We start from the raw sequence: 26,006 nt of genomic DNA, 5'->3' as shown, positions 1-26,006 counted from the left end.
CGTTCTGTTCCGTTGTTAATCTACGGATGATTACTTGTTGTTATATTTGTTCATGGCAGAAGTGACATCCTCCGTAATGATCTCACTGCATGCCTTCGCCGCCTTCTCCAGAGCCTCTCTGACAACCGGCTCTTCCTCCTTGGAGAAACGTCCCAGCACATAATCTGCCAGATCCCAGCCCTTCGGCTTCTCACCGACGCCGATGCGGATACGCGGAAATACCTGTGTTCCCAGATGAGCAATGATGTTTTTGATTCCATTGTGACCACCTGCGCTTCCCTTTGGACGAATCCGCAGCTTACCGGGTGCCAGATTGATGTCATCATAAATGACGATCAGCTCCTCCTCAGGATCGATCTTATAATAATCGACCAGTTCCCGAACGCTCTCTCCGCTTAAGTTCATATATGTCTGCGGCATGGCAAGGATGACCTTCTGTCCATCGATCACGCCCTTGCCGCACACCGCACGGTGCTTTTTCATGTCCATGGAAATCCCGTAGATATCGGCAAGTGCCGTCACCGCAGAAAACCCGATGTTGTGGCGGGTTCCGTCATAGCGGCGCTCGGGATTTCCTAATCCTACTATAATATACATGTTCTTTGTCCTTTAAAAATTCTTGTGTGTCAGTTTCTCCCCCATGTGAACCGGTTTGCCGTGATAACTGATCAGCAGATCGTTGTCGATGACATAACGGTTGTCCATGGTCTTCATGATATCCCGGATCTGAATCTGCTGTGCCACATAGTGATCTGCCATATTGTACAGAACATTGTCCCGGAAGGAAAGGATCACCGGTGCAAGCACATCACTGTCATTGCCGGCAACGACAAGTCCCTTATCCCCATTGGACAGCTCCACGCAGACTCCCGGCTGCAGAATATTGATACTCTCGATCAGTGCGGCAACGACCTCCTGATCGTAGCCATTATCCGGGTTCAGCAGTGTGCGTACCGCTTCGATCTCGGATGTCGGCTCTTCCTCAAAGTTCATTGCCGTCATGGAATCGTATGCATACGCCGTCTTTAATATGTCTATATTGAGCGAATGATGTGCAGTCGCATCGTCATTGCCGGTATCATGCAGATCATTGATCACACCCCTGACACAGCGCTTGATCTCCGGATCCAAATCGTAATCGTTGTCGATCAGCTGGATCGCCGCATAGTGATAGGTGCGGATCTTCTTCTCGTCCTCCGGCGTGATCTCATTCTTCCGCTTGCGGTAGATATGCGCCGGGATCATCAGGCTTCCCACATCATGCAGGAGTGCAGCGACAACAATATCGAGCTGCTGCTTAAACTCCATATCCATCCGGTGTGAGATCAGCGCACACAAAATGGCTGTGTTGAGGGAATGCTTATATACATAGTCCTCATTGCTCCGCAGATTCTGTACAAAGCTGATCTTATGGTTCAGGCTTCCGTAGCGGCGGATGATCTGGTTGGCAAACTGATACATGCCCTTTGCTTCCTGCTGCTTTGTGACGGCATCGAGAATCTCACGAATCGTGAAGATCGCCATTGCCTGAAAGCGTTCAAATTCGATGTCGTCCGGTGACATTGGCGGAACAGGCTCTGCCGGCTCCAGAATGTACACCCCGATTAATCCGAAATTCTGGATACTGACGATACCCTGTCTGGTCAGCTTGGAATTGCGCTCATACAGCATAACACCGTCTCTGTTGTAGATTGGCTTTGCCAGACGCATTCCCAGTTTTAAATCATCTGATTTGACAAATTTCATAAATACCCCTCCATTTAAAATCCCCAGTCTGTACTTATTTCTTCTGGGACTTCTCTGCAATGTTGTTGGTGACACGGTTGTAAAGCTCGAGTGCCGCATTGTAGCCCATTTTCTTCTGACGGTAGTTGACTGCCGCAGACTCACAGATGATCGCGCAGTTACGACCCGGGCGGATCGGAATAGAATGGCATACGACCTTGTTGCCAAGGAACTCAATGTACTGCTCCTCCAGACCGAGACGGTCATATTCCTGATTCTTATTATATTCCTCGAGCTTGATGACAAGATTGATCTCCTGCTCGTTCTTTACACTCTCTACACCAAATAATGTCTTCGCATCGATGATACCGATACCGCGCAGCTCGATGAAATGACGGGTGATGTCCGGTGCGCTTCCGATCAGGGAAGCATCACTTACTTTCTTAATCTCTACGACATCATCAGATACAAGACGATGACCTCTGTGGATCAACTCCAGCGCAACCTCGGACTTACCGATGCCGCTCTCGCCCATGATCAGTACACCCTCTCCGAAAAGATCGAGAAGTACGCCATGCACGCTGCAGCGCGGTGCCAGTTCGACATTCAGCCAGCGGATGACCTCTGCCATAAATGCGTTGGTCTCCTTCGGGGTGCGCAGAATAGGCACCTGATATTTGCTGGCAAGCTGAACCAGCTTCTCGTCAATATGAAGATTACGGCAAAACACGATGCACGGCGGCTTTGTGTGACGCTCGCTGCCCGCCATGATGATCTCCATCATCTCCAGTGTGTAATCCAATCCCTTCTGCTCCATGTAGGTATGCTCGACATGACCGATGATCTGAATCCTTCCGGAGTCAAAATAATCAAAGAAGCCTGCTAACTGCAGTGCCGGACGGTTTACATCGGTCTGTACGATGTCGATGCGCGATACATCCACATCGGATGTGACATTTTCCAGTTCCATCTGCTCAATGAGCTTTTCCAGTGATACGCTGTAAGTCTCTGCCATATGCTATTCTCCTTCTTGCAAGCTGCCTTCCGGACGGTTCTCTGTGGAATGAAAGAACTCATAGACCTTCGTGGCTGCCCCCATGTTCATTGTTTCTGTTTGTGCTAACTCCTCTATATCTGCGCTCCGTACTGCTTCTATGGAGCCAAATCTCTTCATCAGTGCGCGGCGGCGCTTCTCTCCGATCCCCGGAATGTCATCCAGGATCGACTTGACCTGTACCTTGCTGCGCAGGGAACGGTGATACTCGATCGCAAACCGGTGAACCTCATCCTGAATCCTGGTCATCAGATGAAAGCCCTCGCTGCCGGTATTGATCGGCAGCTCCTCCCCATGAAAGTAAATACCACGGGTCCGGTGCCTGTCATCCTTGACCATACCGCATACCGGAATGGATAGTTGCAGCTTATCAAGAACCTCCTCGGCAATATGAACCTGTCCCTTACCACCATCCATCATGATCAGATCCGGGTATCGCGTAAAGCTGCCTTCCTCGCCGGAAAGCCCTTCGTCCGCCAGCTTCTTCTCCTCGTCCAGTCCATGCTGAAAGCGTCTGGTCAGCACCTCCCGCATGCTGGCATAATCGTCGGATCCATGCACGGTCTTAATACGGAACTTGCGGTAATCGCTCCTTCTCGGCGATCCATCCTCGAAAACAACCATGGATCCGACCGACTGAAAACCGCTGATATTGGAAATATCATAGGATTCCACACGGTGAACATCGGTGAGACCGATCCACGAACAGATCTCCTGCATTGCTCCCGTCGTACGCTCCTCCGCACGGCGGATCTTCTGTGCATCCTGCTCCAGAACCATCATCGCGTTCTTATGCGCCAGCTCGACAAGCCGTTCCTTCTGTCCCTTTTTGGGAACAATGATACGAACCTTATCACCGCGCCTCTCGCTGAGCCAGCGTGCAATCACTTCCTCATCCTCTATCTCATATTCTAACATGAGTTCCTTGGGAATAAAAGGTGTCCCCGCATAAAACTGCTTGATAAATGCCTGTAGGATCTCCTGTCTGTTGGAACCGTCCACACCGTTCAGATGGAAATGATCCCTGCCGATCATCCTGCCCTCCCGGATAAAAAAGACCTGCACGACTGCCTCGCTCTGATCCTTGGCAAGCGCAATGATATCCCTGTCCAGCCCATCAAAATCAGTGATCTTCTGGTGGACGGAGGACTTGCGGACGCTCTCGATCAGGTCACGGTACTGTGCAGCTTCCTCAAACTGCATCGCCTCGGCTGCCGCCGTCATCTTGTCCTGAAGATACGAAAGCACACCGGAATAATCTCCCTCCAGGATCTTCAGTGCTTCCTTGAAATGCTCTCTGTAATCCTCCGGGGAAATATATCCCTGACATGGTGCATCACACTGTCCGATATGGTAATTTAAGCACGGACGTTCCTTGCCGGTATCCCTCGGCAGGACACGTCTGCAGCTCCGGATATGGTAAATCTTGCGCAGAAGCTCGAGCGTGTCTCTGGCGGAGCCTGCGCTTGTGTATGGTCCAAAATACTTTGACTTATCCCTTTTCTCCTGTCTGGAATAGATCAGGCGCGGGTATGTCTCTCCCACAGTCGCCTTGATAAACGGATAACTCTTGTCATCCTTGAGCATGGTGTTATATTTGGGACGGTGTTCTTTGATCAGATTACTCTCCAACACCAGTGCCTCCACCTCGGAATCAGTAATGATATATTCAAAATGATCGATCTGCGAGATCATTTTCTCAATCTTTGGTGAAACATTTCTGCTTGGCTGAAAATACTGCCGTACTCTGTTCTTCAGACTGATTGCCTTTCCTACATATATAATAGCATCCTTCGCGTCATGCATCAGATATACGCCGGGCTTTCCGGGCAGCTTTTTCAGCTCCTCCTCAATATTAAACACTTTTACTTCTTGACCTTTCCCTTTTTGACGGCACTATATGAACCGTACACTTTCTTTTTGCCGTTTAGTTTATATGCACGCACTTTCACATAAAAGACACTGCCTTTGGAAAGATCGGTCAGTGCTGCTCTGCGCCCGGCGAGTGTCACCGATGCAGCGCCCCCCGGAATCTTCTTCGTTGTTGCAAAACGAAGCTGATAGCCCTTAGCTCCTGACGTCTTCTTCCAGGTAATGGTTAATGTCTTTTTCTTATTATTCTTAACAACAACATCCTTGACCTTTCCGGGTGCTTTCACCTTTTCTGCCTTTTCTGTGGCAGACGGCTTCGCAGTTTCTGTATTTTTCGGTTTTGCCGTTGTCTTCGGTTTGGTTGTTGTCTTTGGCTTTGTCGTTTTCTTAGGCTTTGCCGTAGCTGTCGCTTTCGCCGTCGCCGTCGGCTTTGCTGTGGCTGCAGCAGTCGGCTTCGGTGTGACAGTAGGCTTTGGCGTCTCGACGACATGCGGAATCTGGTTGCCTGAGGAGTCTGTCAGATAGAGAGTCGGGCTGCTGATATACCAGATATAATTGGATGCCTCGATTGTAATGCTCGCCGAAGAAAGCGGAATCCTGCCGGAGGCAACTGCTCCCGATGGATCTGCACAGTAAAACACGCCATCGGTATAGTCTGTCACAAGGATTGCATGCTGCTGATCAGACTTTTGCTTATACAACACAATGCCCTCCGGATGTTCGGAAAGCTTTGTCTGCAGATCTGCCGCCGTACCGGAAAAGGAATCATGTGCCACGGTCACACTTCCGCAGGTAAAGTTCCACTTCAGTCCGATTCCCTCAACCCAAGCTGCCGAACGCATCATGTCTGTGGAGATCGACGCCCAGTTGTCATTGCCGTTCATCATCGCACCGCGGCGCACCATCATCGTTGCTGCAACGAGTGTGCAAAGGTTGCTGCCTCCCGGCTGCTTCAAAAATACGCTGTCCTGATTGATGTCACTGAAGGTTGCCGCCTGAGCCGTACCTTCCTGAACATTCCAGCCTCCAAGTATTACACATGCCGCCATGAACACGGCAATATATCTTTTGATGAATTTACGCATGAGTATCTCCTGATCTATCTATCTGCATTTGTAAACGAAATAATTAGTAAGTTAATCAATAACAGCCGGGACAAGAGAATTGTCCCGGCTGTTATTTTATCATATTTATCGATGGTTTACAAGCTGTCAGAGGGATCCGCGTCCTCATCCTTCTGCGGCGTCATGAACTTACGAATGACCTCGACAATCCCGTCTTCATCGTTGGAGGCTGTCACATAATCAGCCGCCTCCTTGACTTCCTCCTGTGCGTTGCCCATTGCAACACCCTTGCCTGCGTAACGAAGCATCGGAAGATCATTGAAGCTGTCACCGACACAGATCACCTTGTCCTTACTGATATCAAGGAACTTCATCAGCTTATCGACCGCAACGGCTTTGTCTACGAACTTCGGCAGGATCTCGACATAATACGGATCGGACCGGAATACATTGAGCCTGTCTCCGAACTTTTCACAAAGATGCTTCTCGACCTGCTTCATCTTCTCCGGCTCTCCGGAAAGCAGAAGCTTATTGACCGGGAAGTTGATCGCACGTACAAGATCATTAACCTCACGAATCGTGATGTCACACGCCTTTGCATCCGCCTCAATATAGGCATCCACACCATTACCGGCTAACAGCTCCTTCTCTTCATCGTGATATACGGTGATCCCAAGACCGAGTTCCTTCGCCGCCTCGTAAACCGGCTTGATCATGTCATGATCAAGGGTCTGGTTGTAAATACACTCGCCGGTCTTACAGTTAATGACCGTCGTACCGTTGTATGCGATCACATAGCCTCCGAACTGCTCCAGGCGGATCTTCGCCGCTGTCCGGCGTATTCCTGAAATGGATCTGCCGGATGCGATCGCCACAGTCTTGCCACGCTGCTGTGCCTCGATGATGGCTTCGCGTGTTGCTTCGGAAACCTGCTTGTCCGTACCGACCAGTGTACCGTCCACGTCAAGCACCAGTGCCTCGTACAGATCTCCCTCCGGATCGGTGATTCCCTTTACCTGACGGAAGATCTTCATGAACTCCTTGCCGGTGATCGTCTCATGTGCGATCAAAAACTCTGCCAGCTTGTCGAGTGCCTCTCTGTCGCCGCGAAGCAGCTCCTCTGCCTTTGCGTAACATTCCTTGATGATCTTCATAACCTCCTGATCGATCTCCGCCTCTGTAGCATCACCGCAGTTAAGCACTGCCCTGCCGTCCAGATAACGGTTCTGGATGGACTCCAGACCGATCAGGCCAAACTTCTCTGACATACCGTACTGTGTCACCATTGCTCTTGCAAGCTTGGTCGCCTGCTCAATATCATTGGAGGCTCCTGTCGTGATCGAATCGAACACGATCTGCTCTGCCGCACGACCGCCGAACAATGTCGTGATCCGTGTCAGGATCTCTTCCTTGCTCATCAGATACTTCTCTTCCTCAGGAACCTGCATGACATAGCCGAGGGAACCCATGGTTCTCGGTACGATCGTAATCTTCTGCACCGGCTCGGAATGCTTCATCAATGCAGTGACGAGTGCATGACCGGTCTCATGATAAGCAACGATCTTCTTCTCTTCTTTGCCGAGAATACGGTCCTTTTTCTCCTTACCGGCGATCACGACCTCAACCGCCTCAAACAGATCTGCCTGGCAGACCGCCTTTCTTCCTGCCTTTACTGCCATGATCGCTGCCTCATTGATCATATTGGCAAGATCGGAACCAACGGCACCGCTTGTCGCAAGTGCGATCTCATCGAAATCAACAGAATCATCCATCAGCACATCCTTGGCATGAACCTTCAGGATATCCACACGACCTTTGAGATCCGGCTTCTCGACGATGACACGGCGGTCAAAACGTCCCGGACGAAGAAGTGCTTTGTCAAGCACCTCCGGACGGTTGGTTGCACCGAGGATCACAAGTCCCTTGGAGCTGTCAAAGCCATCCATCTCGGAAAGAAGCTGGTTCAATGTCTGCTCACGCTCATCATTGCCGCCGCCATACTGGCTGTCACGGCTCTTACCGATCGCATCGATCTCGTCAATAAAGATAATACACGGAGCCATCGCCTGTGCCTGCTTGAACAGATCACGCACACGGGAAGCGCCCACACCGACAAACATCTCCACAAAATCCGATCCGGAAAGGGAGAAAAACGGCACACCCGCCTCGCCGGCAACTGCCTTGGCAAGCAGTGTCTTACCGGTTCCCGGAGGTCCTACGAGCAGTGCTCCCTTCGGGAGTCTGGCACCAATCTCCGTGTACTTACCCGGATTATTGAGGAAGTCGACCATCTCTGTCAGAGAGTCCATCGCTTCCTCCTGACCGGCAACGTCCTTAAACGTCACACCGGTCTCCTTCTGTACATACATCTTCGCCGTGCTCTTGCCAATCCCCATCATGCCACCGGAATTACGTGACATCAGGCGGAAGATCAGGAACAGTCCGCCCCAGAGCAGAAGCACCGGGAACAGATAGGACATCAGCATATACAGCATGCTGGAGCTGTTGTCCGTGAGATCCTTCTTGAACTCAACGCCGGCGTTGCTTAAACGTTCCACAAGACTGTAGTCCATGGAAATAATGCCGGTATAGTAAGTGACCTGATATACGCTGTTGCCGCTGCTCTTCGGCGTGATCTTAAGCCGGTCGGCAGTCAGGGTAACCGATTTAACCTGTCCATCATCCAACATCCGGATGAACTTATCATAGGTAATCTCCCGGTTCGTCATCTGCTGTACCTGACGATTCATCATGGAAAATACAATGAATACTCCTATCGCCACTGCGAGACAGATAATGATCCCCCGGCGGTTTTGTTTCTTCTGGCGGTCATCATCCCCGCCGTTTGGTCGGTTTGTATTATTCTCCAATTTCGTTTCCTCCTAATTAACCTCATAATCATCATTATAAATGTAGTGTTCCCATAAATCAATATATCAACCTGTGAAGAAAATCTGATAAATCTGAAAATTCTGTAAAAAAAGAATTGAAACATGGCTATGTTTTGGAGTATACTAGTAAATAGTTTTTTATTTTTCTGATACTAATCAATGCACACTACAAATGGAGGAAAAAATCATGGCAGTCAAATATGTCTTTGTTACAGGCGGTGTTGTATCCGGTCTTGGAAAGGGTATTACAGCAGCTTCACTGGGACGTCTTTTGAAAATGCGCGGATACAGCGTGACAATGCAAAAGTTTGATCCCTATATCAATATCGATCCGGGAACCATGAACCCGGTACAGCACGGCGAAGTTTTCGTTACCGACGACGGTGCTGAGACAGACCTTGATCTGGGACACTATGAGCGTTTTATCGATGAGAGCCTGACGAAGCAGTCCAATGTTACAACCGGAAAGGTTTACTGGTCTGTTCTGAATAAGGAGCGCCGCGGCGATTATGGCGGTGGCACGGTTCAGGTCATCCCACACATCACAAATGAGATCAAGAGCCGTTTCTATCGCAATGACGGCTGTCCTGATACACAGATTGCGATCATTGAGGTCGGCGGTACTGCAGGCGATATCGAGAGCCAGCCTTTCCTCGAGTCTATCCGTCAGTTCCAGCACGATATGGGTCATGAGAATGTGGCACTGGTTCATGTAACTCTGATTCCTTATCTGCATGCTTCCGGCGAGATGAAGACGAAGCCGACGCAGGCAAGCGTTAAGGAACTGCAGGGCATGGGTATCCAGCCGGATGTTATTGTATGCCGTACCGAGCATCCTCTGGAGCCGGGCTTAAAGGATAAGATCGCACTCTTCTGTAATGTACCTGCATCCCACGTTCTCCAGAATCTGGATGTGGAGACACTTTACGAAGCACCTCTTGCCATGGAGAAGGAGCACCTCGCTGATGTAATCTGCGAGTGTCTGCAGCTTGACTGTCCGGAGCCGGATATTACCGAATGGGAGAACATGGTCAATACGATCAAGAATCTCGAGAAAGACGTAACGGTCGCTCTGGTTGGTAAGTATACTTCCCTTCATGATGCATATATCAGTGTTGTCGAGTCCTTAAAACACGGCGGTCTCGCACACAAGAGCAATGTCAATATCAAGTGGATCCCTTCCGAGGATCTGAACGAGAGCAATGTAGACGAGCTTCTCAGCGATGTCAGCGGCGTATTGGTACCGGGCGGTTTCGGTGACCGCGGTATCGACGGTAAGATCATTGCAATCAAGTATGCGCGTGAGCATAAGATTCCATTCCTCGGTCTTTGTCTCGGCATGCAGCTTGCGATCGTTGAGTTTGCCAGAAATGTAGTCGGCTTCAACGATGCACACAGTATTGAGCTGGATCCGCAGACCACACATCCGGTTATCCATCTGATGCCGGAGCAGGATGGCATCGAGGATATCGGCGGTACACTCCGTCTCGGCTCTTACCCATGTGTTCTGGACAAGTCCTCCAAGGCTTATGAGCTGTACGGCGAGGAGATGATCCATGAGAGACACAGACATCGTTACGAGGTCAACAACTACTATCGTGAGGATCTGTTAAAGGCAGGTATGACCTTCTCCGGTCTGTCACCGGACGGACGTATCGTGGAGATGATGGAATTAAAGGATCATCCTTGGTTCATCGCTACGCAGGCACATCCTGAGTTTAAGTCCAGACCGAACAGACCGCATCCACTGTTCAAGGGATTTGTCGGTGCCGCTCTGGAATACCAGGACACACATAAATAATCAAACGAACAATCAGCTTGTGAACAAACCGGCAAATCCGCTCCGAAAAAGTGGATTTGCCGGTTTGTTATATGAAAGCTTCGGTATACAAAAAGCATTGCACTCCGTGACTAACAAAGTGCAATGCTTTTTTACATAAACAGACGATTATAATGTGGCAAAAATCGAGGTTGTTTACTAATATTTACGATATTCGTTAATGTCCCGCACCAGTATCCTGATCCCACGGATATAGCTGTCAAACATTCCCTCACGGTAACATTCTACGAGGATCATCCCTGCAGGAATGCCGACAATGAGTCCGAGCATGCCACCCAGCCGGTAACCGATCAGCATGAAGACGAGTGTCTCAAACGGACTGACACCGATATTGTCTCCTATAAGCTTCGGTTCCAGAAGCTGACGCACGATAAGCACAATGATATACAGCACAAACAATACCGCAGCATAGCTATACGAGCCGGTCACCAGACGATAGACTGCCCACGGCACTAGCACGGTCCCCGCTCCAAAGAACGGCAGGAAATCCACGATAGCGATCACCGCTGCCAGGAGACCGCTGTAGCTGATCCCCATGAATGCGAACGGAATCACCGTGATAAAGAAGATCACGATCATAATCTGAAAATGTGCCTTAAAATAGCCACCGATCGCACGGACAAATATTTTCTTGATCTTACCCCACAGATTTTTAATGCCAACCGGCGTATTCTTCTCGAGAATTTCCGAAAAACGATCCTTCTCAACCGTCATAAAGTAGGACGCAAGGATCGTTAAGATCGTATAAACCAGAAAGTCCATCAATGAACTTGCCAGCGAGCCGACCTTAGACAAAGATCCGGAATTGACCATCTTCAACAGACCGTCGATTGCCTTCTGAATGTAACTGTCCAGCACATTCTCCCGCTGATCAAAGGCAAGCTTAAAGTCAGCCGGAATGATATTCCATTTGTGATGAAGAGTCTGGAACAGCTGCTGCAGATTCTGCGTCACAGAGTCATAAACACCCGGAAGCTCTGTTACCCAGGAGCTGAACTGGCTTGCCACAAGCACCACCAGACCATAGAATGCCGCACAGATCGCCGCAAGAACCAGTATGATCACAAGTGCTGTACCATGCTTACGCATCAGTTTGATTCTTTTCTCCAGAAAACGAATGATAGGATTGGCGATCATTGCTACGATCCACGCCACAATAAGCGGCATGAGCAGCCGTATCAGCGGCGGCACAACAAAGACCAGAAGCAGTATCCCTGCCAGTGCTATCCCAAGATTAACAAGGATCCGACGATGCAAATCCTTCTGTTCCTCCATACACATCAACCCCCATTTCTGTTATTTGCCGAGGCAGAGCGCGATCACAACGCCAACCACAAATGTGACTGCTCCCGTGAGTACTGTCACAACAGACATTCCGGCAAGCGGAGCACTCATCAGGATCACCACCGGTGATGCGACAACAAGACCCATAATACCACAGTAGGTCAGTGCCTCATACTTATCCATCAGCATCTCGATCAGCTTTGCCACTGCAAAGATACCGACAACCACACCGATTCCAAACGGAATCAGAATCATACAAATGTGTATAATCTTTGGTGCATCAAATGCGACCAACGCTGTAATAAAGTCCTTTACGCTGCCGATCACCGGATAATAATACCCCATCGTCATAAGCATCATGGAACCGCTCACTCCCGGAATGACCATTGTAGCCGCAGCCACGATACCGACAAGCACCAGCTTAAACAGAGAAATCGGTGTCACTGTCAGTGCAACGTCTGATCCATGTCCGCCGAATATCTGTAACAAAATGATCGAACCGAAAAAGATCAGAAATACAACAGCGTGTGACAGATTAAATCTGACTCCCTTGAGATGTCCGGTAAGGATCGGTACACCGCCAAGGATCAGACCGATAAATAACATGCATGTCTGAAACGGAATATGCTCAAACATTGCCACAATGGCGAATGCCAGTCCGACAATTCCGATCGCCATACCGATAAAATACGGAAGCAGTGTCTTGATGCTCTTGACCGGCTGTTTAAATAAGTGCGTCACACTGTAGATGAGCTTGTCATAAATGCCCATGGAAACCATCATTGTGCCTCCACTGACTCCCGGGATCGCATTGGCGATACCAATGACAACACCTCTCAGTATGTCTTTGAATAGATTCATTACCTTTTCCTCCTGATATCATTTTCACTTTGAAACTTTTCTTTGAAGCGTCCACGCTACATTGCATTGTATGAACGGTCTGCTAAATATACCCATGATAGCACATAATTATTTTTCTTACAATTCTTTTCCCCCGTTTCATAAAATGTTAAGAATTGCAAAAAGAGGACTGCCTTTCGGCAATCCTCTTCTGTAATTTTGCTTGAATCCTTTGGAATCTTAGCGAAGAATTATTTTACTTTGACCGTAACCTTTGCTGACTTTTTACCGATCTTAACGGTAAGCTTGGTGCTTCCTTTCTTCTTACCCTTGACCGTTACGGTTGCAACACCCTTCTTTACAGAAGTCTTCTTGGTTACTACGGATGCAATCTTTGCATTCTTTACGGTTACTTTCAGCTTATCGGTTGTAGCAAGCTTTTTGTTGGCTGCAGTCACGGTAAACTTAACTGTTGCAGTCTTTCCCTTCTTTACTGTAACTGTTTTTTTCTTTGCCTTAACGCTCTTGCATGCATTCTTCACAACCGGCGCCTTAGTCGGAGCCGGTGTTACAGTACCGTTTCCGTTTGGTGCCTGTGACGGTGCTGCATTTGGTACTGCACTCGGTACTGCTGTCGGAACCGCGCTCGGTACTGCTGTCGGCACATCTGACGGTGCAGGTGTATCGGATGGTGCAGGTGCATCACTTGGCTTTGCACTAGGAGCAACGCTTGGCTCCGGCGATTCCGTTGGAGCCGGCTCCTCCTTCTCTGCCACATGAACATTAAATGTCTTAGAAAGACCATTGCTTGTGTATGCAGTAACGGTTGCATCGCCGATTCCAACTGCCTTAAGACTTGCCGTTGCGATACCGTCAACCGGTGAAACTGCAGTGTTGTCAACATCTACAACGGAGTCATCGCTTGATACGAAGGTTACCTTAGAGGTGGTCTCAACAGGTGCCACATTTACGGAAAGCTCCTTGTCCCCGCCACCAAGGATCATACTGACATCGTCCTGATCACCGGTGATCTCAGTTGCATCAACATCCTTGCTTCCGGTGTCACGGAACTTCACATTTGTTAATGTAAAGGTAATACTGATCTTCGTTGGGTTTGGAACAGTAAAGCTTGCAGCATGGAGTGACTTATCCTGTGTTGCCTCTTCAATATCAGATCCTGTCCATCCGTTGATCGGAGAACCTGTATCGAACTTGGTTCCATTCATTGCAGTCTTACCATTGGTATCGCTGCCGTTCTGTGTAATTGTCATTTCCTGATCATTGACAAGGATCTTCTCCCATTTGATCATGATCTTGTTTGGCTTTGGATTCTCAACATTGGACTTTGCAATATTTCCAACAGTCACATCATAGTCCTGCAAATAGATTGCTGTTACCTGATTGATATCCTTAATGCCTGCATTCTTTCCTGCATCGGAAAGATCCTTTTCCAGATCAAAGCTTGCTGTGTAGGTTCCATCGCCATTTACCACGACCGGTGAACCATGCTCGATGGAATTGTAATTGCCGCCTGTGCCTGCACTGTTGTAGTAAACATTTACGGCAACATTTAACTTGGTTGGGTCAACAAGTGGCTGAACCTCTACGGGAACTGTCTTGGTCACACCGTTGGAGGCAGTGATGATCACATATGTCTTACCGATTGCCTTTGGTGAGATTACGCCGTAATCATTTACGATTGCTACTTTCTCATCGGAAGACCGGAAGGTAAGTGTCTCTGTTGCTGTCTCCGGAACGAGGGAGGTCTTGATCGTCTCGCTCTGTCCAAGCTTTACAATATATGAATCAGCATCTGTGGTAATCTCTGTTGCTGAGTCATCTGTCTTCGGTGTACGCTTTACTGTTACCTCGATATCCTCTGAAACGGAGCCGCTCAGGGAAGCTACGTGGATTGTGGTTGTACCGATATTCTTTGCATGAACCATGCCGTTGAATACCGTTGCAACGTTATCATCGTCTGTGCTCCATACAACAACATCGTTGGTATCCTCCGGTGCTGCTACTGCACTGATCGTCTCTCTTTCACCCATTGTGAGTTCAAGAGAGGTCTTGCTTGGAGTCAGCTCTGTGATCTCCTTTACTTCAGGGTCTTTTACAATATCTTTGTAATCACCCTTCTTATTGGCTTCGGATGCTTCCAGAAGAGTTCCTCTTGCCATCGCATCTGTGATCGTCTTGTAGATCGGCTTTGCTTCGTCACGATTCCAGAAGGAGAAAAGTCCTTCCTTGGTAAACGGATCATCGTCCTGACCGTAGCCCTGATCCCATACGCACGGAACCATGCCATTAACCTGACATGCTCTGTTGATGATCTCAGAATAGTAAGCTCTCTCAACATCATTGTAGCCTGTCTTAGAACCGGCAAGCTTTTTATTTCTGGTTCCGTACTCACCTAAATACATTGGATAATCAGAACCAAACTTCTTGTACATATCCTGAAGATTCTTTACCATCTCGGTTGCCTCTGCATAAGTCCAGGATACATTGGTTGACTTGGAATATCTGTGTGCTGCAAACATCAGACGTGGATTGTCTGTATTGTAATAATCCGTTGGCATTACAAACTCAGAGCTTGTACCTGTTGATGCATAGTGATCAACGGCTGCCAGCCAGCGCTTTGTATTGTTAGAGCCGGTAGAACGAACGGCATTCACAAATAACTGGTTGAAGTTCATGATGATCGGACGATCATAGTTTACCGCATCAGCAGAGTTCTTCATGCTCTCATCGTAATCGAGACAGGATACCTCATTCATAGACTCGAAGATCAGATGCTCATCGTAATCCTTGAAGCGGTTTGCGATGGTCTTCCATACTAACTCGAACTTCTTCTCAATGGAATCGATGTCATCGGCACCGACATTGAGCCAGCCGCCGTCCTTTGCTACATCATCGTGGTGCGTATTGATGATAACATACATATCCTGAGATACGCAGTAGTCAACGATCTCCTGTACACGGCTCATCCATACTTCCTTGATGGAGCCGTCCTCGTTGATCATGTTACCCCAGGTCACCGGGATACGAACTGTATTATATCCGGCATCATGAAGTGCCTTCATATACTTCTTGGTAGTTACCTGTCCCTGCCATGCTGTCTCACTTGGTGTGAAGCCTGAGTGACCATCCATGGTATTTCCAAGGTTGGTGCCAACGCCCATCTCAGCGATCACCTGATCCTTGTCGAGCACACGGAATGGCTTAGGATTGCTCTGCTCTGTGCTATCCTTGAAAAGCATGTTGCAGTGTACCTTCTCCAGTGCATTTCTTGCTGAGAAATAAACGGTATTGGCACTGTCTGTCTTGTCATATACTGCCTGTGCCGTTACCAGCGCATCCTGCAGCTTCTGTACGGACGCCTCCTGATATCCACTGGTATCCATGCTGCTCAGATAATCAATCGACTTCTTCAGGTTCTCACGAGCCTGTGCTGCCGTCATCTTGATCATCGGAGTACGCTCCGGTGCTGCTGTAGAACCATCCAGTGTAGTGTTCTCGCAGGTCGGTTTTGTGAAGTCGTTGACACCGGCGATCGTACCGTCTGTGTTCAGTGTGACGCTTGTGCCATCGCTGAAAATAATACCTAAAGGCACTGCCTCTGTGTTCGTTGTCTTGATCGCAACGGACAGAGACCAGTTTGCTACCTTCTGGATCTTACTTGTAGTAATACCGTTTGCCGGAAATGCGTAATTACCGGTTCCGACGTTACCGATCGGCTCATCATCCTGATTGATCTGAATCGGATACTTGTTGTTCTTCTGCATGGTACACTTGGCTGCTGTCAGATACTTGTTGGAAGCACCCGTTCCGGTGGTTCCCTCAACATAATGGTCTGCATCCATATGATCCGGATCAAATGCATTGACAGATCCGCTCCGGGACTGCAGCCAGGAATAAGCATCTGCCTTTCCCATATGTACATAAAATGTGGCGTTCCCCTTGCCGCCATCGATCAAAGCCTGCATCTTCGTCTCGTCCATACCCGCCTTGACCAGATCGGTTCCTGTGATGTTCACAATATACTGTGGGCTCTCGAGCTGATGGTCTGCCTCCGTATCTGCCGCCTTAACCGATGCCGGCAGAGAAGTCATCGACAATACCATGGCTGCAGATAAGAGCCACGAAATCGCTTTCTTAAGTCTCATAAATATACCTCCTGTGATTCTATCTCATTGTTTCTTTTTTCAATTACCTCTCCTCGTTCCCCCTTTCTCGAAAATATTTTATCGCAGTTTTCTCCCACGCAATATTTGTTTATATTGTAACATTTCCCTGTTCTATGTCAATATATTTTGTTTACTTTTAATAACATTCACATTTTATTTACGTTTTATGCAAAAATAGATATGTACAATTTCCACAATGTTTCTTTCGGATTATTACTTAATTTATCGCTCAAAAAAGGGATATGTCCCCATCCTATTTCTTATGTCCGATAAATACTATAATAATTTTGTCTCGGAAAACAAGCTGATCCGTGAGCTCTGGCTGAAAAATTGACGCAGATCAGTAGGATTTCTGAAAAGCCTTTGCTTTGCAATGCTTTGATAAATGCGTATCCGTACGACTGAGCCCCGTAGGTGGGTTCAGCTATTTCGGACGGCACGCTTCCGCTACAACTGCACCACGCAGCGGTACATAACGCCCCAAATGTCAAAAAAATTATAGATATATTTCTATAACTTGGGGCGTAAGTACCGGCTGGTGCAAGTGCCTTTCGAAACATCTGAATCCCCCCTCGGGGCGAGTACGGAAGGATACGTTTATCAAAAATCAAAGCAGCAAAGCAATTAGGCTTTTCGAAATCCGTAAGTGACAAGACAATTTTTTAGCCACAACTCACGGATTTTCAAGTGTTTTGGCAGACAAAATCATGTCATTCCTCTCGGACACAAGAAATAGGATGGGTACATAGTAACGTTCCATGTGAGAAATTTAAGGAATTATTTGACTTCACAAAATCTTAATATTTCCTCCACTGTTCATTCGTTTCCTTTAATGATAAAATGGTGCAAAGAGCATAAACGGATCGCAGTCAGGCAATCCTTGGCATTATGTGTTGTTTATTTATATTTAGAAAGGATTCTTTTATGATCAAAATAAATCGTACCATTACATATAGGAACACAGCCCTTGCAGCTCTGCTTGGTCTGTCCCTGTGCGTAGCATCCTGTCCGTCATCGGTCATGGCATCCACGGACTCCATAGACCAGATGATCTCGCGTGTGGATGAGACAACTGACAATGACCTGGTGCGTTCTCATTTCGAGGATGCCTCCGGCAATGTTTATACGGACGAGTCCGCAGATGCCTCCGGAAGCCGTCTAAAGAAAGCTTCTGAGCTTCCTGTGCGCTATGATCTGCGGGAGCAGGGACTTACCACCCCGATCAGGGATCAGGGATCTACCGGCTGCTGCTGGGCATTTTCAGCGATCAAGACGATCGAGTCAAACTGTATCAAGAACGGGTTGTTCCCGGCGGATTCCGTTGATTTTTCAGAAAGCCACCTTGCATGGTTTTCCTATCATCCGTCAACACTTGCAGAGGATCCTACCTACTGGGATGGTATTTCCTCTGCAGATAACGATACAAATACTTCGTTTTTCCCAAATCCATTTGCATACGGCAGTGTGTCCGGTACTCTTCCTTATGATAATGGCGGTTCTGCGATCCTTGCAACCTTCACGCTGGCGAAATGGTCCGGTCCGGAGCTTGAAAGCACGGCTCCGTTTTCCGGCGCCACCACAGCTGACGTGACTTCGATGGCGTATTCCATGGTGCAGAAAGGAAGCCTGCGTTATGATTCCTACGCGCATCTGCAGAATGTCTATAATTACGATGAATATACGATCGGCAAGCAGTATTACTATACAGATGCATCCATTATCCCGAAGATGAAGCAGTCTATTCTGGATCATGGGGCGATGTCTGTGTCGCTGTTTTTTGACAAAACATTTCTTCATCCGTCTGCGAATGGCCATGCTTATTACCAGACCTACTATTCCGGTGCACAGGCCGTGAAAAATGCGAACCACAGCGTCACAATCGTTGGATGGGATGACAATTTCTCTGCATCCAATTTCTCCAGAACGCCGGCAGGCAACGGGGCATGGCTGATTGCGAACAGCTACGGCACTTCCTCCGGGGATAACGGTTATTTCTGGCTTTCCTATTATGATCAGTCCATTTGCGACTGCTCGAGTTTTCTGGTAGAATCTGCCGGCAATTACGACCACATTTACCAGTATGACGGATTCGGCTGGGGAACCGCAAACTATTCCAATTCCCACAATCTGAAGGCTGCCAATATCTTTGAAGCAACCGGTACTTCTGATCAGACCTTAAAGGCCGTGTCGTTCTATACGCTGACCGATAATCAGCCTTACCGGATCGAGGTTTACCGCGGCGTTGACTCCGGTCCGACCGACGGTACGCTGGTGAGCGAATGCACGACTACCGGCATTGCAGGGCAGAACGGTTACCATACAGCTACGCTGACAACGCCGGTCAATCTTGCTGCCGGCGAGAAGTTCTCTGTGGTTGTGACCTATGTTCAGTCCGGCTCTACAAATGTATATGTTCCTCTGGAGGGGCGCGACAGCACGGATTCCTCTTTAAATATCAGCTACGGCTCCCGTCTTGGCGAAAGCTATCTGTTCACGAAGCAAAAGACTTCCGCTCCGGACAGCACGATGCGCTGGCTTGATACAGCCGCTGTCGGCTACAACAATGTATGCGTCAAGGCTTTCACCTCGAACACCACAGGGGATGTTGCCGAACTGCCTTCTGTTGTAAAGACGATCAAGCTCGGCAAAGGAGAAACCTACCGTATTCCGGACAGCTATACAAGCTACACAAGCAATGATCCATCGCTGCTGACCGTTGATGCATCCGGCAAGGTTACCGCACGAAGACGCGGCAAATCTTCCATCCTTGTATCTGACGGAGAAACATCCTATTTATATCGTTTCAATATTAAGAAAGCCCCTTCCAAGGTGAAGTTTAAACCGGCGAAGAACCGGAAAACCGTGAAGAAAGGCAGACATTTCACACTTAAGGTAAAGCTTTCCTCCGGTTCCGCCAGCAATAAGCTAACGTTCCATTCTTCCCATCCAGGGGTTGCCCGGGTATCAAAGACAGGGCGTGTGACAGCCCGCCACCGCGGAAAGACCACATTAACGGTGAAAACCTACAACGGACATAAGGCAAGGCTTCGTCTTACTGTTGTGAAATAACTCCTAAGAGATTATCCCAAAAAGGGCAGAGGTTCCTGCTGTAAAAGCAAGCTCTCTGCCCTTTCTTGTTTCATTGGGGTATTCTACTTTGAAAGCCCGGTCGTCCCGATCTTTTCACAGACTCATTCCTCACGAAAGGTCAGTCAGCCTGATCTGCTTTCGCCCCATCCGTTTTCTCATCGGCGTCCTTTTCCGCTGCCTCCATAAATGCGGCAAAAAAGTCCGGACACATATCCATCAGTGTCTGCTCCTTGCGCTCCTTGCTGACCAGATCAAGCACCGGCTTCATCACCGTCAGGAAACGCTCCGGATCCTTGGACAACCGCAGGATCTCCGCGGTATTGACCGCATCTGCCAGTGCCGTATGCTGTGCCCCCTGGAACTCATAATCCGCCGCCGATACGGCATAGGAGAGCTTGATGCGGTGGTGAAGTCCCAGAAGTCTCCGAAACTCCTCCTGAAAGTCCGTCCAGTTCTCTTCCATCTGCTGAATGATCGTTCCCGGATAACTCTTAAATATTGCTTCGTGCTGGAACTGACGGATGTCGGACATACTCCAGGAATAAAACTGTGTCTCCCCCGGTCCGATCCACTCGGTGAAATCATCCATTGCCTCGGCAAATCCGGGTGCATCCTTGACCTTGTCGTCAGTGATCCCTGTCAGATCAATGATCACGGCATCCATCGTTCCAAACTCCGGCTTCACATAACTCTGGTATGTATCCACCACCTCAAAGTGATCGTCCATTCGTACGGCTCCGATCTCTATCAGTTCGCTGGACAGCTTGTTCTTGCCTCGCCACTGCTTTTCTATTTTATTCATTTCCAGATCTATCATGATATGCTGCATTTTCTTACTCCCTATATTTTGTTATAAACGACATTTTTTACATCTACATATAGTGCCTAATATTGACTTTTTCACGGTTTCGTGGTAACATTTTACTGTACTGCTAACGATTGTTATCGAATCATCCCCCATATTTTGATTCATGACAATCCCGTAATCAAAGGAGGCAAACTATGAGTCAGTCCGATATCAATAAGGTTAGACGTTCTGTAGGTATGAATATTGGCAGCAAAGTTAAAATCCGTTCAAATCGCGGTCGACATAAGATTGACATCACCGAAGGAACCATTTGTAAAACATATCCAAGCATCTTTCTGGTTGAAATCGTGAATGATTTGGATTCCACAACCCAGACGGTTTCTTACAGCTACACGGATGTATTAACAAAAGATGTCCAGATGCAGTTACTGTAAATGATATTTAAAAGCCATCCATTCATGGATGGCTTTTATTTTGCTCTGCATTCTTCCGATTCCGTCTGTTAAGCTCTTCCACAGCAGAACTTATACTTCTTGCCGCTGCCGCATGGACATGGATCATTTCTGCCCACTTTCTTCTCTTTAACGATCGTACCGGATTTCTTCTGCTCCATATAGAGTTCCTTCCGTCTCTCTGCAGTTAAAAGCTCGTCCCATGCCGGAAGCTCATACAGCCAGTCAGCCTTTGCCTCTACCATGTGATAGTAAAGCTGCTCCAGATCAATATCAAGACTTACCTGTGAGTTCTCATCCATATCCTCGATCGGATTTGGTGTCTTCAGGCTCTCATTGATACCATCCAGAAAACCAACCATATACTTCAATTCCATGTTATATTTGTCAGCGAGCTCCTTCACGGTGCCGGAAACAACCTCCTCCGGATTCGCCAGAAGCTGCTCATATACAGCCTTCTCTTCGTTAAAATACTTTGCCCAGATTGCCTGGCCTGCCTTTGAATTAATATCTACGCCATATGCGTACTCTCTCCAGTCCTGCAGTAATCCCATTTCTAAAACCTCTCTTTTCTAATTTTCACCACAAGTACAGCGAAGATAACTTTCGCTATACCAATCTCCATGATATCATTTGACGGAATATGTGTCAATCTGCTTGTCATACTTTTTATGAGGTGTTAAAATAGATATATGCGACTGTGTATTCTTTCTTTCAAGCACTGCAGTCGTACATATTTCACGAAGATCACTTCAGAATGGAGGACAAAATGCATTTTTTGCCAACCGAAGATCATGTAAAAGTCAGCGGCAGAACAATTTTCCGCGATAATGTCCGTTATCTGGGATACTCTGCCACTTCCATATCTTTTTGTTTTACCGGTCAGAAAGCACAGGCTGTGATCATTTCTGATCCGGCGGACTGGCCAGAGGAACACCACGCCTGGATCGGTATTTTTATCAACGATGCGAGCGAACCTGCGAAGCGCGTGGAGCTGACCAGGCTGAGACAGACCGTGGATCTCTTCGAATCAGAGATACCGGAGACGGTCACTATTACGATCATGAAATACAGCGAACCGGAATATGCTATTTGCGGTATCGAGGAACTGATCATTGATACCGAGGAGCTGTTACCGCCACCTGCACCGAAGAAGCGTAAGATCCAGATCATTGGTGATTCAATCACCTGCGGCTACGGCGTAGAGGGAAGCGCTTCTGATGAGCTTCACAACACAGCCGTAGAGAACCCGACAAAGTCTTACTCCGTTAAGACCGCCCGCGCACTGGACACCGATTTCGAAATCGTTGCCTGGAATGGCAAGGGGGTGATCTCGGCATACATCGGCGATGGCGATCAGGCAGATGATTCCTGGCTTGTCCCGATGCTCTACGAGTACACGGACGCCGGCTGCTGCCAGCAGTTTTTTCACGAACCTCCTTCTCTTTGGGAGAAATGGGATCACACGCGGTTTGAGCCGGATCTGATCACCGTATATCTCGGTACAAACGACGCCAGCTATACGAAGAATTATCCGGAGCGCAAAAAGGCTTTCAGTCTTGTCTATCAGGGATTTCTCCGCAACATTCATGCGAAGCACCCGCAGGCAAAGATCCTGTGCATGCACGGCACCATGGACCAGACGCTCTGCTCAACGGTTCAGCATGCCGTCAAGGAATATTCCAAAGCCAACGAGGATGTTGCCATCAAGTATCTGCAGCTTCCACTGCAGGACGAAGAAAAGGATGGTATCGGCACCTTCTGGCATCCTACGGAAGCAACACATCAGAAGGTTTCCGAGCTTGTCGTGGCAGCCGCTAAGAAGTTAATGGATTGGGAATAAACGTAAGGAATAATAAAGGCACCCGCAAGGGTGCCTGTTTTGATTTTCTCTTAAATTGATCTGCTAAAATTTCCTGCCCCCGCCAAAAAATCGAGGTATACCCATAATATTTCTTATGTTCGGAAAATTGGATTATGATTTTTGCCTCTGAAGTTTGACTGCTCTGGGAGACTGAGTTTGAAAATTGATGCAGATCGTTAGGTTTTCTGAAAAATCTTTGCTTTGCAATGTTTCGATGAATACGCATCTGGACGGCTTGAGCCTCCAGGGTGGGTTCCATTCCCGGCTGCAGGAAGTCTTAGTCGTCTATTAAAACATTCTCATTTGGATAAATTCTTCAAACCTTGGCAATGCCATGGAAATCTTTCCATATTTCCTCGTGTCGATCACGCCTTTTCGTTTCAGCCGCTCTCTGTACACGGAAAACTGCTCCGAGCTCATCTCCAGCTGTTCTCTGAGATCTTTTACCTTGATTTCTCCACTTTCCGCCAGTTGCTGCATGATTTCTTTGTCTTTGTCCGACATTTCCGACCATATTTTACTATATACATATTCCTCCAGATATTGGTCATATTCCGGCAATATCTCCTGCACGGTTTTTGTATCCCGATGTTCCCAGTAAAGATATCCAAGCACCTGAAATGCAAACGGATATCCTCTCGTAAGCGCAGCCATTTTTCCTGCACTTTCTTTGTCTAACCGGAATATATCCATATAGTGCTGACACACTGCTGTCAGACTTAACGGCTCCAGAATAATTTTGGGTGCCCGATATAGAAAGGTCAGCGACTTATCATTCTGCAATTCATATATATTTTCATACAGTCCTGTCATTAACAAAAAGATTGGATAGTCCTGCCGCATGAAAATCTGAAAAGCACTCACAAATACTTTCATCTGTTCTGAGTATACCACCTCATCAATTGTGATCAGCAGCCTCATTCCCTGCTTCCGTATCTGATCCAGCATTTTCGCTACCATATCTTCTACATCCGTCACCGGTGCTGCATTTTCAATAGTAACTCCAAGACCGAACGCAGAAAAATCCAGTCTGGCTTTCAAAAAGCATTCATGCAGCTTCGGAACCGCATATAGCTTAGACGCAAGGCTTTGCAGCAAATCTCTGGTCGCATTTAATTCGACAACAATCCAGTCATTTCGTTCGGAAAGAATCCCCGCAATGTTGGTCATCATCACCGTCTTTCCCGAACCCCGGACTCCTGTGACCATGTATATCTGATTCACCGCCGGAACTGCCACGTATTCCTCAACGATCCGATTGGTCTGGGCAATACGTGGTACATACTGAACAGGCTTTTTCCCAAAGGCAAGGGTAAATGGATTATTATTCACGACTAAGACTCCTTTCCCTGCTTTTTTAAATTTATGAGATTATTGCAAATATATGATGCAAGGGTCAAAAGCAGATAGCAATGTATGTTTGCATACAAATTGTTATCTGGTGTCTTGACCCGCCAAACACCGACAAGAAGCAGATTTGCTTGCAAATGTGCGGGATTGGAGGTGTTTGTAGGATTGCGAGAATTGCTTTGCAATGAAGCAATCCGTAGCATCAGTTGGGGGCAAAAGGTATTTTGACCCCAACATCAAATATATTCTTTTATAACTTTTTATTTGTTTTATAACCTTTTATAACTTTTTGCAAGCGTTGGATCTTTATATTGAAGGCTACCAATTAACCGATCGAAATCTGCTGTCAGACTGGAAATAAGCATTTAACATTTTTAAATATGGCTGATGGAATTTAGTCTGACACACCGAATTCCAATAGTCTGTTTTTCGTGCCATAAAATCAACAAAATTTCGATAAGCTGGCTTAAACTCAAAATCAACTATTTTTAGACAATGTTCGCAGTATTATGAAATTCCTTAACTTCTCTGCCGAGCAGGCAATGGATGTTCTGCAGATTTCTCAGAACCGTCGAGCTTTTATACTTTCTAATCTGTAATATTATTAACTAAGACTTCCCATACCTCAAATTGATGTATGACCATAATATTTCTTATGTCTGGTTATTTAGAAATCATATTTTGCCTGCCAATATATCAAAAATCCGTGAGCTATGACAAAAAAATTGTCTTGTCACTTACGGATTTCGAAAACTCTAATTGCTTTGCTGCTTTGATTTTCGATAAACGCATCCTGCCGTACTCGCCCCGAGGTGGGAATCAGATGTTTCGAAAGGCACTTGCACCCGCCGGTATTTACGCCCCGGATTATGCAAATGATATAGATACTCTATTGAATATCCGGGGCGTTATGTACCGCTGCGTGGTGCAGTGGTAGCGGGAGCGTGCCGTCCGAAATAGCTGAACCCACCTATGGGGCTCAGTCGTGCGGATGCGTATTTATCAAGGCATTGCAAAGCAAAGATTTTTCGGAAATCCTACTGATCTGCGTCAATTTTTTAGTCATAGTTCACGAATTAACTGATTTCTCAGGCAAAATTCATATTTTATTTTCCGGACATAAGAAATATTATGGGCGAATTACCATCCTTGGTATGGGAAGTCTTAGTTATTAAATAACAGTCTAAAAACGAAATCAAGCACAGGCAACAACTGCCTGTGCTTATCTTTTTTATCATTTGGCAAAACTAATTTTTCACAAGAACTGATATTATGCAACCAATCATCTCTCCTGTGAATTTTAAAAATTCAAGCAACGTCATACTGATAGTCAATAACGATGGAACTTTACAATTCTTTGAAAAAATCACTTTGCAACTATATATTCCGCATCCTCTCCTGATGCAAGAATATGAAGCAACCTTCTTCAAGTCCCTCTTTTAAATCATCAAATAATGAACTCATAAAAATCATCTCCTATTCCTAGCAGTTTCTTCTTTTCAGAAAAAATATAACATTGTCGACGAGTTAGAAAAGAAAATAGTTAACACATTCCATCAAGAAGAAATTTGTTTTTACAAATCTAGTAAATATTTACATATAAAATTATTATATATAAATTGAATAGTACCTTCTTTTATATTTTTTACGCTATCCAAAGTACATATCTCATTTTCTAAAACAAA

At 47.2% G+C, this 26,006-nt stretch carries 16 protein-coding genes; 4 read left to right on the top strand and 12 right to left on the bottom strand.

The features are described 5' to 3' along the window. Positions 1-30: 30 nt before the first annotated feature. The 6 genes from pth to ftsH form a co-directional block, all read right to left on the bottom strand. Entirely contained in the window at positions 31-597 is a 567-nt protein-coding gene (gene pth, locus ACZLMD_RS08175; protein WP_022307167.1) for an aminoacyl-tRNA hydrolase, read from the bottom strand. Between the two features lie 12 nt (positions 598-609). Further along, a complete protein-coding gene (locus ACZLMD_RS08170; RefSeq protein ID WP_022307166.1) occupies positions 610-1,746 on the bottom strand; it encodes an HD-GYP domain-containing protein in 1,137 nt (378 codons plus the stop codon). Between the two features lie 34 nt (positions 1,747-1,780). Next, entirely contained in the window at positions 1,781-2,740 is a 960-nt protein-coding gene (hprK, locus tag ACZLMD_RS08165; protein WP_022307165.1) for an HPr(Ser) kinase/phosphatase, read from the bottom strand. Positions 2,741-2,743: 3 nt separating this feature from the next. Beyond that, entirely contained in the window at positions 2,744-4,642 is a 1,899-nt protein-coding gene (uvrC, locus tag ACZLMD_RS08160; RefSeq protein ID WP_022307164.1) for an excinuclease ABC subunit UvrC, read from the bottom strand. A gap of 2 nt (positions 4,643-4,644) precedes the next feature. Further along, positions 4,645-5,736 (bottom strand): fibronectin type III domain-containing protein, encoded by a 1,092-nt coding sequence (locus ACZLMD_RS08155; RefSeq protein WP_022307163.1) that lies wholly within the window; start codon positions 5,734-5,736, stop codon positions 4,645-4,647. A 116-nt stretch (positions 5,737-5,852) separates the two neighbouring features. Continuing rightward, positions 5,853-8,585, bottom strand: coding sequence for an ATP-dependent zinc metalloprotease FtsH (ftsH, locus tag ACZLMD_RS08150; RefSeq protein WP_022307162.1), 2,733 nt, complete (start codon positions 8,583-8,585; stop codon positions 5,853-5,855). A gap of 208 nt (positions 8,586-8,793) precedes the next feature. Here ftsH and pyrG point away from each other — a divergent pair, with 208 nt between their 5' ends. Then, on the top strand, positions 8,794-10,407 hold the full coding sequence (gene pyrG, locus ACZLMD_RS08145) for a CTP synthase (protein WP_022307161.1): 1,614 nt from the start codon (positions 8,794-8,796) through the stop codon (positions 10,405-10,407). 177 nt (positions 10,408-10,584) lie between these two features. Here pyrG and ytvI read toward each other — a convergent pair whose 3' ends face one another. The 3 genes from ytvI to ACZLMD_RS08130 all read right to left on the bottom strand — a co-directional run bounded on the left by ytvI (position 10,585) and on the right by ACZLMD_RS08130 (position 16,736). Continuing rightward, positions 10,585-11,721, bottom strand: coding sequence for a sporulation integral membrane protein YtvI (gene ytvI, locus ACZLMD_RS08140; protein ID WP_022307160.1), 1,137 nt, complete (start codon positions 11,719-11,721; stop codon positions 10,585-10,587). Between the two features lie 21 nt (positions 11,722-11,742). Beyond that, entirely contained in the window at positions 11,743-12,591 is an 849-nt protein-coding gene (locus ACZLMD_RS08135; RefSeq protein ID WP_022307159.1) for a DUF368 domain-containing protein, read from the bottom strand. Positions 12,592-12,821: 230 nt separating this feature from the next. Beyond that, positions 12,822-16,736 (bottom strand): cellulase family glycosylhydrolase, encoded by a 3,915-nt coding sequence (locus ACZLMD_RS08130; protein WP_022307158.1) that lies wholly within the window; start codon positions 16,734-16,736, stop codon positions 12,822-12,824. A gap of 945 nt (positions 16,737-17,681) precedes the next feature. On the opposite strand from ACZLMD_RS08130, the gene ACZLMD_RS08125 reads away from it, so the two are divergent. Then, positions 17,682-19,826 carry a lectin like domain-containing protein gene (locus ACZLMD_RS08125; RefSeq protein ID WP_484109305.1) on the top strand — a complete coding sequence of 715 codons (2,145 nt, stop codon included), beginning with the start codon at positions 17,682-17,684 and terminating at the stop codon, positions 19,824-19,826. Positions 19,827-19,965: 139 nt separating this feature from the next. Here ACZLMD_RS08125 and ACZLMD_RS08120 read toward each other — a convergent pair whose 3' ends face one another. Continuing rightward, on the bottom strand, positions 19,966-20,676 hold the full coding sequence (locus ACZLMD_RS08120) for a 3'-5' exonuclease (protein ID WP_022307156.1): 711 nt from the start codon (positions 20,674-20,676) through the stop codon (positions 19,966-19,968). Between the two features lie 173 nt (positions 20,677-20,849). Here ACZLMD_RS08120 and ACZLMD_RS08115 point away from each other — a divergent pair, with 173 nt between their 5' ends. Further along, entirely contained in the window at positions 20,850-21,089 is a 240-nt protein-coding gene (locus ACZLMD_RS08115; protein WP_022307155.1) for a Veg family protein, read from the top strand. A 68-nt stretch (positions 21,090-21,157) separates the two neighbouring features. Here the strand turns inward: ACZLMD_RS08115 and ACZLMD_RS08110 are convergent, their stop codons facing one another. Beyond that, the gene (locus tag ACZLMD_RS08110) at positions 21,158-21,661 is read right to left on the bottom strand and encodes an SEC-C metal-binding domain-containing protein (RefSeq protein ID WP_484109306.1); all 504 of its coding nucleotides are present in this window, start codon (positions 21,659-21,661) and stop codon (positions 21,158-21,160) included. 215 nt (positions 21,662-21,876) lie between these two features. Here ACZLMD_RS08110 and ACZLMD_RS08105 point away from each other — a divergent pair, with 215 nt between their 5' ends. After that, a complete protein-coding gene (locus tag ACZLMD_RS08105; protein WP_484109307.1) occupies positions 21,877-22,950 on the top strand; it encodes an SGNH/GDSL hydrolase family protein in 1,074 nt (357 codons plus the stop codon). Positions 22,951-23,259: 309 nt separating this feature from the next. On the opposite strand, the gene ACZLMD_RS08100 is transcribed toward ACZLMD_RS08105, so the two are convergent. Next, positions 23,260-24,303 carry a DUF8462 domain-containing protein gene (locus tag ACZLMD_RS08100; RefSeq protein ID WP_484107281.1) on the bottom strand — a complete coding sequence of 348 codons (1,044 nt, stop codon included), beginning with the start codon at positions 24,301-24,303 and terminating at the stop codon, positions 23,260-23,262. Positions 24,304-26,006 lie beyond the last annotated feature (1,703 nt).

It is taken from the genome of Jutongia sp. (genome assembly GCF_057878315.1).
This window is presented reverse-complemented; position numbering and strand designations above follow the sequence as displayed.

Coding starts and splice junctions, on each gene's coding strand:
- pth (WP_022307167.1), bottom strand. CDS start 597: ATGTATATTATAGTAGGATTAGGAAATCCCGAGCGCCGCTATGACGGA.
- ACZLMD_RS08170 (WP_022307166.1), bottom strand. CDS start 1,746: ATGAAATTTGTCAAATCAGATGATTTAAAACTGGGAATGCGTCTGGCA.
- hprK (WP_022307165.1), bottom strand. CDS start 2,740: ATGGCAGAGACTTACAGCGTATCACTGGAAAAGCTCATTGAGCAGATG.
- ACZLMD_RS08155 (WP_022307163.1), bottom strand. CDS start 5,736: ATGCGTAAATTCATCAAAAGATATATTGCCGTGTTCATGGCGGCATGT.
- pyrG (WP_022307161.1), top strand. CDS start 8,794: ATGGCAGTCAAATATGTCTTTGTTACAGGCGGTGTTGTATCCGGTCTT.
- ytvI (WP_022307160.1), bottom strand. CDS start 11,721: ATGGAGGAACAGAAGGATTTGCATCGTCGGATCCTTGTTAATCTTGGG.
- ACZLMD_RS08135 (WP_022307159.1), bottom strand. CDS start 12,591: ATGAATCTATTCAAAGACATACTGAGAGGTGTTGTCATTGGTATCGCC.
- ACZLMD_RS08130 (WP_022307158.1), bottom strand. CDS start 16,736: ATGAGACTTAAGAAAGCGATTTCGTGGCTCTTATCTGCAGCCATGGTA.
- ACZLMD_RS08125 (WP_484109305.1), top strand. CDS start 17,682: ATGATCAAAATAAATCGTACCATTACATATAGGAACACAGCCCTTGCA.
- ACZLMD_RS08120 (WP_022307156.1), bottom strand. CDS start 20,676: ATGCAGCATATCATGATAGATCTGGAAATGAATAAAATAGAAAAGCAG.
- ACZLMD_RS08115 (WP_022307155.1), top strand. CDS start 20,850: ATGAGTCAGTCCGATATCAATAAGGTTAGACGTTCTGTAGGTATGAAT.
- ACZLMD_RS08110 (WP_484109306.1), bottom strand. CDS start 21,661: ATGGGATTACTGCAGGACTGGAGAGAGTACGCATATGGCGTAGATATT.
- ACZLMD_RS08105 (WP_484109307.1), top strand. CDS start 21,877: ATGCATTTTTTGCCAACCGAAGATCATGTAAAAGTCAGCGGCAGAACA.